Below are 11,196 nucleotides of genomic sequence, written 5' to 3'. Positions count from 1 at the left end.
ATTTCACTCATTCGACTAAAAGCGACTTTATCAATATATCATCACCACAATGTAAAGTCAATAACTTTTTTCAAGTGATTTCTTTAACGTCAGCAGCGACGTTTATTAATATACCAACATACCATTTAAAAGTCAACGATATTTATTAAATTAATTCCTTTCTTTTTCAAGAAAGAATATCTATCCCTTCTTTCTGCTTTTATTATCTCGTCTCATATATTTCAAACACTCATTTGGAGAGGCCACTCTTCTAAACAAAGTAAATAAAATCTTATAACGTTCTTCCATTGCTCGTTTTACTATATGATCAATACGATCATCCTTTAAGTCAAACAATATTTCATCCATCTCTCTCTTTATCAGGTATTCCATTTCTTTTACTTCTTTTTCATTAATGAGAAGCCCAAACATTGAATCACCCTTTGTAAGATGTAGTTTTAGTAGTCTTTTCCAAAATAGTAAAATTTATAATTATTTTTTGTTAATCATATTCATAAAAAAATTTGCATAGGTATGAGACAAGGATAGCAATGGACGAGGTGGTCATAATGAATTTCTTTTTTGTGTTGGATGGTAAATCTGTAAAACAAATTTTTCTAGTAGTGATTGCTGCATTTTTTACTGCAATGTTCCTATTTATGAGTAATCTGTCGTTATCTCCAGTCTTTTCTACAAAGGATGGACCTAAAGCCGTTTATCGCGGCGAAAAAGACATTGCTCTTACCTTTAATATTGGCTGGGGTGATGAAAAGGCAGAGCCTATTTTAGATGCATTGAAAAAAGAGAATGTGAAATCGGCGACTTTCTTTTTGGCTGGTTCATGGGCAGAGAGGCATCCGGATATTGTCAATCGGATAGTTAAGGAAGGATTTGAAATTGGAATTCTTGGATATGCCTATGAGGATTATACTGAATTAGAAGATGTTAATATTGGGAAAGACATTGCAAAAGCAAAGGAGGCCTTTAGTAAGTTAAATATAAAAGAAATAAAGCTTCTGCGTGCTCCCACAGGTCACTTTGACGAACGCTCCTTAAAAATTGCTGAACGGTATGGATACACAGTCGTTCATTGGAGTGTAGATTCGAAGGATTGGACCAATCCTGGTGTTAATCAAATTATTGCAAATGTAAAGAAAGCGGATAAAGGAGATATTGTACTGCTCCATGCATCTGATTCCGCTAAACAAACCGCAAAGGCAGTACCGGGAATTCTCCATGAATTACAAAGTAAAGGCTTGAAACTTGTGACTGTTTCAGAGTTAATCGCAAATGGAGAAGTTGAATCAAAAGAAATTAAATAACAAAAGGAAAACCGTCCACCATATTAAAGGGACGGTTTTTTGCTTGATTTTTTCTGAGCATTTGTTTTTTTATTCGGTAATCGTTTACTCTCAATTCTCTGTCTCACCTGTTGTGATTGCATGTTTAACTTATGAAGGATCAATAATTGATAAGCATTACAGGCTAATAAGGAGAACAACATTAGATAAACCCAGCTATGTTCATTAACACGTAAAACAGGGAACCACTCGATAACCGTTACTACAATCATAAAAAAGAGTGCAGGAATAAATGCCTCTCGATTTGTTTGTTTGGCTTTAAACCATGCTGTGACCAAAGCAGGAATTAACAGAAGGACTGCTAGAACGATATAAGGGAGTAGGCTATCCCCTGATTTTGCAAAGGTCTCATAGCGTAAATAAACAAGATCAAATAACACAAATAGAGTAATAACTACTTGAACTCCATTCCAAAGTGAGACGGATTTAAAGATACCTAAGCCAAAGCGGTGAACCGTTAGGTAGGCAAAAAAGCCCATTTGACTTATAACACTATAAAGAATGCCCCATAAGATAAACCAAAAAAGAGCGGATAATATATTGATGATTCGAAAATCAGTAAAATAGTGCACATATTCATTCCAATTGATAATAAAGCCTACAATTGCTGTTGTAATTCCGCCAATTAATAGCGTTGTCATAAACAGCCTAACCCAAATACGACTCGTCACACTATTATCCTCCAATAATAAAAAATAAATATCCTTACTGATTGTACCAATCCAATAATAAAAAATCCATCTTTTCAATTTCCTCACGCATAATCTAACGCTCTTTTCTTCATCCTAGAAATTAAGGACTCTTATGTGAAAGGAGCTTTTATTATGAAAGGAAAAAGCCTTATACCTCTCTTGCTCTTCACCATGATGTTAACTAGTTGTGCATCTCCAGAAGCAAGCGGTGGAGAACAGATAGATTATGAAGCAACAAAAAAGATGGTTGTCGATATCCTTAAAACAGATGATGGTAAGAAAGCAATTCAGGAAGTAATGTCTGATGATAAGATGAAAGAAACGCTGGTGATGGACCAAAAAGTTGTTTCGGATACGATTCAACAAACCCTTACTTCAGAGAATGCTACAGAGTTTTGGAAAAAAACCTTTAGTGACGAAAAGTTTGCCCAAGGTATAGCAAAAAGCATGAGAACCGAGAACGAAAAACTATTAAAGGATTTGATGAAAGATCCTGAATATAGAGGCATGATGATTGAGGTTTTCAAGGAACCGGAAATTCAGAAGGAAATGGCTGACGCTTTAAAAAGTAAGGAATATCGGGAACACCTTCAAAAGGTTATTTCAGAAACGCTTGAAAGCCCTCTTTTCAAGGTAAAAATGCAAGAATTACTCTTAAAGGCTGCTGAAGAAACACAGAAAAAAGAAGAAGAAAAAGGTGAGGAAAAAGAACAATAAGTCGTCAGTAATAATAAATAGTAATGAAAAGCCTCTTCCAGGTTTGGAAGAGGCTTTCCATTTTACTTTTTCAAAAGACTTGTCATTTTTTCAGCAATTTCTAGATAAATTTTTCCTAATTGATGATCTTCCTGATAAATTGACGGAGCAAAATCATCATCATTCCAATCAGGCTGATTGAGAGGCAGACGACCAAGAACTTCTGTATTCAAGTCTTCGGCCAATTTATCACCGCCGCCTTTACCAAATACATATTCCTTTTCACCTGTCAGCTTACTTTCAAAGTACGCCATGTTTTCAATAACACCTAAAATTTCATGATCTGTACGCAGTGCCATAGCACCTGCGCGTGCCGCAACAAAAGCTGCTGTTGGATGTGGAGTGGTTACGATTACTTCTTTACAAGCTGGAAGCATCGTATGAACATCCAATGCGACGTCTCCAGTTCCTGGAGGCAAGTCTAGCAGTAAATAGTCCACTTCTCCCCATTCGACTTCATTAAAGAAGCTATTGAGCATTTTCCCTAACATCGGACCACGCCAAATGATTGGAGAATTATCTTCTACAAAGAAGCCCATCGAAATGACTTTAACGCCAAAGCGCTCAACTGGGAGAATTTTTTCCCCTCTAACCACTGGTCTTTTAGTAATTCCCATCATATCTGGAACACTAAACCCATAAATATCTGCGTCAACTAAACCAACTTTTTTGCCAAGACGCGCAAGGGCAACAGCAAGGTTGACGGAAACCGTTGATTTCCCAACTCCGCCTTTTCCACTCGCAATTGCAATAAAAGTCGTTTTATTAGAAGCAAGTAAACCTTTATCCTCTGTTTCGCTAGCTGCTTGACGGTGCTCTGCTAACACTGCTTCTGGTAACTCACTAAATCTGATACCAACTGTTTGTGCTCCCACTTCCTTTAGCAAATTAACTACTTGAGTTTGCAGCTGTAATTGTTCAGCTGTACCCGTTTTTGCAATTTGCAATTTCACGCTGACATGGTTTTTCTCTTCTTTAATTTTTATTTCTTCAATAGCATTTAATTCTGCTAATGTTTTATGTAAAAATGGTTCTTTTAAGCTCCCTAGCACTTCTCGGACTTTCACTTCTGTTAACATGTAAACAAACACCTCACCTAATGAATTCGTTTCCAGTTTTCAGTATACCATAACTCTTAGCAGATACAGTTAAATGAATCACTACCCATTATCATTCCAAAAAAAAGAAGGGTAACTACCCTTGTTAATCTTCTATCTTTATCTCCTTCTCATTCGTAAAATAACGAACAACACCTTGATAAATGGAAGCTGCAATCTTTTCTTGATATGCTTCCTTTTTTAACTGTTCTCTTTCGTGTGGATTTGATAGAAAGCCAACCTCTACTAACACCCCAGGCTTTTTAGCATTTTTTAAAATATAGACAGAATTAATCGGCTTTGCTCTTCTAGTTGTATTTTCTAAATTTACAATTAGCTCATCCTGAATGAATTTTGCCGCCTTGACATTTTCTTTGAAATGAGGAGCATAAAAGGTTTGGGCTCCGCTCCATCTAGAAGATGGAATGGCATTTAAATGAATACTGACAAAGAGGTCATTGTCTGAGTTATTTATCATTTTTAACCGTTTTTTTAAGTCCTCTACCTTCCTTCTGCTGTATCCTTTTGTATCTTCGTCTGCTAAATCCTTATCTATCTCCCGGGTCATGACAACTAAGGCTCCCTGCTCCTGCAAATAATCTCTGACCTTTAATGAAATATCCAAAGCAATGTCCTTCTCTAATGCTTTTGAATTTCCAGCCCCGCCGTCTGGACCGCCATGGCCAGGGTCAAGTAATATTATTTTGCCTGATAAGGGAAGACTCCATGAATCGCCCCATGTGTTCTCTTTGACAAAATCATATTGTAAAATCAGAAATAAAAGAAGCAAACCAACAGAAAAACCAATGACCTTTAATTTTTTCTTAGACACCAAAATCATTCCTTCCCGCTCGTCCCTATTCACTTAACTATATGGGACAAGGGAACTGTTTAGAACTCAGAAGAAATGTAAAAGTAAAGCACCAGGATCAGAGGCTCTTGCCTCTACACCCTAGTGCCAGGTCAACATAATTTTTTAATGTAATCGCAGTTTCCTGCGTCTTTGCCCTTTATCATAGCCCTCTTTCCACCATACATCTATATAGCCTTCACAGGAGTAATAAAGGGTTTCACTCATTGTTCCTTCTTCCCCATTACCCCAATAGAGGAGAAAATTGTACAACGTATCAATTAAATGTTTCTCTTCTCTATAACAGCGTTTACGTACCTCATCTATATTCTCACCGTAATAACCAAATTTGCTGAATTTCGCTCCTAATAGGTAGGCTTCCAAGGCTACGTCATAACAAGCCTCTTCAATTCCTGTATTCATAACAAAAGAAGACGCAATTCTTGTTGAGCCAAAATACTGTTGAACTCGTTCTTTTAACGTTTTCACCGATAAGTCCTTAAGGACAGACCGCTCGTATTTTAATTGTTTATCGCGACGCTTTTCTTTAAAGGTTGTAATTACAGTCACTCGCTTTTCACCTCTTAGGTCTATTCTTCATCCTTGGGCCATAAGAAATACAAACTACAAAGCGTTTTCGATTGCCAATTTTTATCGTATTCTTTCTGAACATGGTGACAGGCACCCAATAGTTGGTTGAGAGTTATTGAGGCTTTGTTCATTAACGCTTTATAAACTGTGGAAAACGCTTTGAAACTTTATGACTGTAATTTTTATCGTGTTTCGGAAGTGTTAAGCCAGTAAAACCATAGAATATTGTGAGCAATGGTGAAAATAAGCAAAATAATGCAAACGGAAAATATTCAGTAACAGGCACTCCGAGAACGGAAGCTAGAAATACACCACAAACACTCCATGGGACCAGAGGATTGACGACAGTTCCGGCATCCTCGAGCACTCTTGCAAGATGCTTCGGTTCCAAGCCAGCTTTAATGAAATGCTCTTTAAAAGCATTTCCAGGTAATAGGATTGATAAATACTGCTCTCCAATAATAAAATTAACAGCTACCGCAAGTCCGGCAGTTGTACTAATTAAAAGGGAAACTCGGGTTAATACACCTTGTAAAAGCGATATAAGAGCTGGAATTATGCCAAGCCTGAAGAGAAGTCCCCCCATGCTTAGTGCCAGCAGAATCACTGATATACTGAACATCATGCTTTCAATTCCGCCCCTTGTCAGCATTGAATCGACTTCTTTGATTCCACTTGCACACTTGTAACCGGAATAGAGCAAATCAAAAAATCCTTTGCTGTCCACTCCGCCATTCATCCAAACAGAAATCAAAAGGGCGGAAATAATGCCAGCGGAAAGCGTGGCGATTGCAGGTACTTTTTTGGCCGCCAGTATAGTGAGGATAATGAATGGCAAAAGTGAGTACCAATGTACAAGGTTTAGATTTATTAATGCATCTTTAAGGATTCCTATTTGTTTAATGCTTTGTTCTGTTTCGGCTGGAGAAATCACCAGATAAACAATTAGCGAAAAAATAAAAGCCGGAATTGTTGTCCATAACATATTTTTTATATGGTCAAATAAATCCACTCCTGCAACGCTGGCAGCGAGGTTTGTCGTATCTGATAAAGGCGACATTTTATCACCAAAGAACGCTCCTGAAACGACTGCCCCCGCAGTGATAACAGGCGAAATGCCCAGTGCAGTACTCGCTCCAACAAAAGCTACTCCCAAGGTTGCAGCTGTTGTTAAGGAACTCCCTATGCTTAAGCCGATAATCGAAGTTACTACAAAAACTATTGCATAATAAAATTTCCCCGAGACTAACTCGACAGCTAAATAAATAAACGTCGGAATTGTACCGCTCGCCATCCAGCTGCTGATTAGCATCCCAATAAAAAAGAAAATCATGACCGAGGCTATTCCGGATTTAGCTCCATCTGCCATTGCTCCTTCAAGTTGCATAAAATTCACTTTCTTAACAGCACCATATACAAGCAACAGGGCGATCCCTGTGATTATTGCAATTTGCGGAACTACTTTAATCCCTATAATTAGATAACCGACAGTACCCATTAAAAGTGCAGTAATAAATGCCGCTTCGGCTGGTCGAATTGCCAGCACTTTCTGTTCTTGAAGCATAAAATCTCCCCCTATGATGTAAAAATAAACGCAAAAAAGCCCCTTCGACTTTAGGGACGAAGGGACTCCGCGGTACCACCCTAGTTGGCAGGAATTACTCCCCGCCCTCTTTAAAAAATATGCCCGTTCTAGGCAGCTGTATTTCAAATTTATCATCGCCCGGATTTCCACCTTCCATCCGGTCTCTTTTTGCTGCTAATGACAATTCTACTAAAACTGCAGGCATTTATTCACTTTCACACTAAAACGCTTTTAAGTACTAAAGTATTATATTTATATAATAATTTACATTGCTTTATTCATTCTGTCTACAAAAATTTTTCATGTTTCCAGCTATCTTCTAATTAAAAGGGATATATACATAAAATGGCCCCCAATCAAATTGATTGAGAGCCTTTGAAATATTAATGAGCTTCACCTTGGAATTAGAGTGCCTCTTGCCTCAAGAACCTTTTTTACCGAAAATTGAGAAAATCCACTCCCATTTATCTTTAGGTTTTTGAATCGCTTTTTCTAAACGCTTATTAAAGTCATTTTGTGAAAGCCACTCTTTTTTCATTTCTTCCCGAAGATTTTGTAATTCTTTTTGTAAGTATTCGCTCTTTTGTTTTTCCTGTTCCAGCAATGTTTCGTAATGGATCTTTTCTTGTTCAGATAATTTTTCTATCTTAGTTTGCGTTTTTTGTGCTGAATTTGAAATGTTAGAACTTAAATCGTGATGATCCTGCTTTAGCCTCGAAACTGTAGTTTTAAGATTTGTCATATCGTTTATCACTTGGACATTCATTTCACGTGTGGCTGCAATTTCATTGGCCAAATAGGATAATATTTCTTTTAAGTGATTGGGGTCTTGGGGTAAATTGTCATGTGTATCGGCTACCGCTATCTCTGTTTCACTAAATCCTTCTAATCTTTCTTTTTGTTGCTGGGCAATTTCTTTAGCCATATCGTCTAGGGGCTTGTCCGTATCGCGTAACGCTATAAGTGCTTCAATGTCGGATTGAACAAAAATACGACGATCACCCTCTTTTAAAAACACAAAGCCATTCCGCTCTAGGATTTGGCCATACTTCCGAACAGTAGGTGTTGCAATCCCGGCTTCCTCAGCCACTTCCTTGGAAGAGAAAGAGCGTTCATACGGTTGAATATCATTTCGCATATCTAACCACCTTTTTTATTATAAATATGAAGGGTTATTGATGAATTTGCAAGAGCCATATCACCTAGCGATACAAAAAAAAAGAGACGATTTGCCCCTTTCCTTAGGAATTCTATAAAGAATACCTCTTATTTTGAATAAGAGTCTTAATCCATTTAATACAAAACCCTATAGCAGTATTGTCCTGAGGTTTTGCTGTATCGGGTGGCGATATACTCTAACTAGAAATTTACAAGGTATATCACCCAGCGATTCGATATACCAAAAATGGATTAGTTCCTTTTAGGTTAAGGTTCACATCCAAGGTATTCGAAACGGTCATTAGCAGTTACCTCCTAAGTCTTAGCAGTATCTCGTAACGCCATAAGTACTTCAATGTCCTTTTGAACAACCATACTCTGAGTTTGCCACCTCCTAAATTGAATTTACAAGGCATATCGCCCAGCGATACGCATAAATCAAAAAGAAAATATTAGCTTCTTTTTAGTGGAGGTTTTCATCCATAGTAAAAGACACGGTCTTTTGCAGTTTCCTCCTGTGTCTTAGCCATTTCGTGTAACGCTATAAGTTCTCCGATGTCCTTTTGAACCACCATACTTTGAGTTGCCACCCTATCTGGATTGAATTTACAAGGTATATCACCCAGCGATACGATAGATCCAAAAAGAAATAATTAGCTTCTTTTTAGTGGAGGTTCTCATCCATGGTAATCGACACGGTCTTTTCAGTCTCCTCCTGTATCTTAGCCGTATCGTGTAGAGCTATATGTTCTTAAATGTCCTTTTGAACAATTATTCTTTGAGTTGCCACCCTACCTAGATTGAATTTACAAGGCATATCGCCCGGCGATACGTAAGTCAAAAACGTTCCGGAGTCGTTTTATAAAAAAGACACTTCCTTTTGACTGTGGTTTTCATCCATGGTAAAACAATAAGATCTTTAGAAGTTACGTCCTGAGGCTTAGCCGTATTACGTAACGCTATAAACTCTTCGAGGTCCGATTGAACAAAGATTGCTGCGTTTGCCTCTCTATCTAGTTGAATTCACAAGACATATCGCCCGGCGATACGTAAGACTAAAAGGAAACGATAAGCTCCTTCCAGTGAAGTTCAATTAAAAATGGCTCTTCTTTTATGGTTTACTTAAAGTTCTCATCCATAATAAAACGATATGGTCATTAGCAGTTTCATCCTGAGGCTCAGTATATCGCGTGACACTATAATCTCATTATTCGTGATCCAATATATCTTTATCAGTGAATTATTCAGCAAAAACTGCCTATTATTTCCCCGAAAATACAAACTTCGACTAGATTTTTGATTTTTCTACTTTAATGAAACATTTGATTAAATTTAATGAGTTCCTTGTTTATTAAGGTTTTACTCAACATGTTGAAAAAAGACTTGCCAGTTATTGTCGGAATAACGGTTATGCTAAAATAAGTTATTGACCATTTTACAATGATGAGGGATTTCATGTATAGAATAATGATGATTGAGGACGATGAAAAAATCAGACGGATTGTCGCTGATACGTTAAAAAAGTGGCAGTATGATGTAGTAGAAGTGAACCAATTTGATAAGGTGCTAACAGAATTTGAACAGACAAATCCACACCTCGTTCTATTGGATATCAATCTTCCGGTCTTTGATGGATACTACTGGTGCCAGCAAATACGCTCAGTTTCCAAGGTGCCGATCATATTCCTTTCCTCCAGAAATCAGAATATGGATATCATTATGGCGATTAATATGGGCGGGGATGATTTTATCCAGAAGCCATTTGATTTGGATATCCTTGTTGCGAAAATCAGTGCGCTCATCCGCCGAAAATATACCTACCAGGAAGATGAGAACATCATGTTCAACCATCGGGGCTTGAAATTAAATGTAACCAATTCAACAATCGGATTTAATGGGCAAAGTACTGAGTTAAGCCGGAATGAATTCATCCTTTTACAATTAATGATGCGGAATGTCGGGAAAATTCTTTCTCGTGAGGACTTAATGCAGGCACTATGGAATGAAGAACAGTTCGTTGATGATAATACACTGACCGTGAACGTGAACCGGATGCGCCGAAAAATTGCTTCGCTCGGTTTAGAGGATTTCATCGCCACCCGGAAAGGAATGGGGTATGTAATCGAATGACCTTCCTGCGCTATCTAACCTATGAAAAGCCTTATATTTATCTATATCTAGCTAGTTTCCTGATTTCCGCTGCCGTATTTTTCACCGATAGTAATGACAGCTGGGCATGGGGGACTTTCTTCTATGCCTTCGCCTTATCTTCGATTGTTCTACTCGGATTTTTATTATTTCGATACCAGCAAAATGTACGTATGACCAGAGAAATGAAAAGTGGAGATTATGACAGTTTGTCGCTAGAAGGTGAATTCGCTAAAGCATACATTGATGAAATCCAAAAGCAGCATATCCGTGAAATAAATCAGCTTCAGGATAGGCAGAATGGGCATTATGATTTTATCGTTTCGTGGTTTCATGAGATAAAAACACCAATCGCGGTACTACGCCTACTGCAGCAAACCGATATGGACGCGAATAGTTTAAGGGAAGAGATTACGAAGATTGAAAATTACGTTGATCAAGCTCTCTATTACGCCAAGCTTGATAGTTTTAACCAGGATTACGATATACAAAATTGTGACATTATCAAGATTTCAAAGGAGATTGTTAAGTCCCATTCAAAAACCTTTTTTTCAAAAAAAATCCGCATTGATTTGCAAGCCGATACACTAGAGGTTCAAAGTGATCCTAAATGGCTGCAGTTTATCGTCAATCAGTTATTGATCAATTGTTTAAAATATACAGAACATGGCGGAGAAATTATCATTTCCGTAGTTGATACACCAAAAGAAAAACAGCTGTTGATTCGGGATAATGGAATAGGCATCAGCCAAAAAGACCTTCCGCGAATTTTCAATCGTGGTTTTACCGGAGAAACGGGGCGCAAGCATACGAAATCGACAGGAATGGGTTTATATTTAGCCCAGCAGCTAAGTAACAAATTAGGACATTATATCAGTTGTACGTCGAAAGTGAATGAGTTCACACAATTTATTCTTCACTTCCCGCTAGATAGCGATCCTTATTTAATAATACAAAAAACACACGATGAATAAAAAAT

At 37.6% G+C, this 11,196-nt stretch carries 12 protein-coding genes; 4 read left to right on the top strand and 8 right to left on the bottom strand.

Annotated features, from left to right (window positions below):
• Positions 1–180: 180 nt before the first annotated feature.
• Entirely contained in the window at positions 181–411 is a 231-nt protein-coding gene (locus CHI06_RS28425) for a hypothetical protein (protein ID WP_095251988.1), read from the bottom strand.
• A 137-nt stretch (positions 412–548) separates the two neighbouring features.
• On the opposite strand from CHI06_RS28425, the gene pdaB reads away from it, so the two are divergent.
• Complete coding sequence (gene pdaB, locus CHI06_RS28420) at positions 549–1,301, top strand: polysaccharide deacetylase family sporulation protein PdaB (RefSeq protein ID WP_095251987.1); 753 nt, start codon at positions 549–551, stop codon at positions 1,299–1,301.
• Between the two features lie 23 nt (positions 1,302–1,324).
• On the opposite strand, the gene CHI06_RS28415 is transcribed toward pdaB, so the two are convergent.
• On the bottom strand, positions 1,325–2,011 hold the full coding sequence (locus tag CHI06_RS28415) for a KinB-signaling pathway activation protein (protein WP_095251986.1): 687 nt from the start codon (positions 2,009–2,011) through the stop codon (positions 1,325–1,327).
• Positions 2,012–2,164: 153 nt separating this feature from the next.
• Here CHI06_RS28415 and gerD point away from each other — a divergent pair, with 153 nt between their 5' ends.
• Positions 2,165–2,749, top strand: a complete 585-nt coding sequence (gene gerD / locus CHI06_RS28410; RefSeq protein ID WP_095251985.1) for a spore germination lipoprotein GerD — start codon at positions 2,165–2,167, stop codon at positions 2,747–2,749.
• 62 nt (positions 2,750–2,811) lie between these two features.
• Here gerD and CHI06_RS28405 read toward each other — a convergent pair whose 3' ends face one another.
• The 6 genes from CHI06_RS28405 to CHI06_RS28385 all read right to left on the bottom strand — a co-directional run bounded on the left by CHI06_RS28405 (position 2,812) and on the right by CHI06_RS28385 (position 8,049).
• On the bottom strand, positions 2,812–3,867 hold the full coding sequence (locus CHI06_RS28405; RefSeq protein ID WP_095251984.1) for an Mrp/NBP35 family ATP-binding protein: 1,056 nt from the start codon (positions 3,865–3,867) through the stop codon (positions 2,812–2,814).
• A gap of 124 nt (positions 3,868–3,991) precedes the next feature.
• Positions 3,992–4,717 carry an N-acetylmuramoyl-L-alanine amidase CwlD gene (gene cwlD / locus CHI06_RS28400; protein WP_306453856.1) on the bottom strand — a complete coding sequence of 242 codons (726 nt, stop codon included), beginning with the start codon at positions 4,715–4,717 and terminating at the stop codon, positions 3,992–3,994.
• A 144-nt stretch (positions 4,718–4,861) separates the two neighbouring features.
• A complete protein-coding gene (locus tag CHI06_RS28395) occupies positions 4,862–5,305 on the bottom strand; it encodes a YbaK family protein (protein ID WP_095251982.1) in 444 nt (147 codons plus the stop codon).
• Between the two features lie 151 nt (positions 5,306–5,456).
• Positions 5,457–6,890: a Na+/H+ antiporter NhaC gene (gene nhaC, locus CHI06_RS28390; protein WP_095251981.1), complete on the bottom strand. Its 1,434-nt coding sequence runs from the start codon at positions 6,888–6,890 to the stop codon at positions 5,457–5,459.
• 94 nt (positions 6,891–6,984) lie between these two features.
• A complete protein-coding gene (locus tag CHI06_RS30890) occupies positions 6,985–7,116 on the bottom strand; it encodes a hypothetical protein (RefSeq protein WP_257009503.1) in 132 nt (43 codons plus the stop codon).
• A gap of 216 nt (positions 7,117–7,332) precedes the next feature.
• The gene (locus CHI06_RS28385) at positions 7,333–8,049 is read right to left on the bottom strand and encodes a hypothetical protein (protein WP_095251980.1); all 717 of its coding nucleotides are present in this window, start codon (positions 8,047–8,049) and stop codon (positions 7,333–7,335) included.
• Between the two features lie 1,475 nt (positions 8,050–9,524).
• Between CHI06_RS28385 and CHI06_RS28380 the strand changes: the two genes are divergently transcribed.
• Positions 9,525–10,199 carry a response regulator transcription factor gene (locus tag CHI06_RS28380; protein WP_095251979.1) on the top strand — a complete coding sequence of 225 codons (675 nt, stop codon included), beginning with the start codon at positions 9,525–9,527 and terminating at the stop codon, positions 10,197–10,199.
• Entirely contained in the window at positions 10,196–11,191 is a 996-nt protein-coding gene (locus CHI06_RS28375) for a sensor histidine kinase (RefSeq protein ID WP_095251978.1), read from the top strand. Before CHI06_RS28380 ends, CHI06_RS28375 begins: the two co-directional genes overlap by 4 nt.
• Positions 11,192–11,196 lie beyond the last annotated feature (5 nt).

It is taken from the genome of Bacillus sp. 7884-1, from assembly GCF_002272245.1.
Taxonomy (GTDB): Bacteria; Bacillota; Bacilli; order Bacillales; family Cytobacillaceae; genus Neobacillus.
The sequence above is the reverse complement of the archived record's forward strand: the minus strand, read 5'-3'. Positions and strand labels throughout refer to the sequence as shown.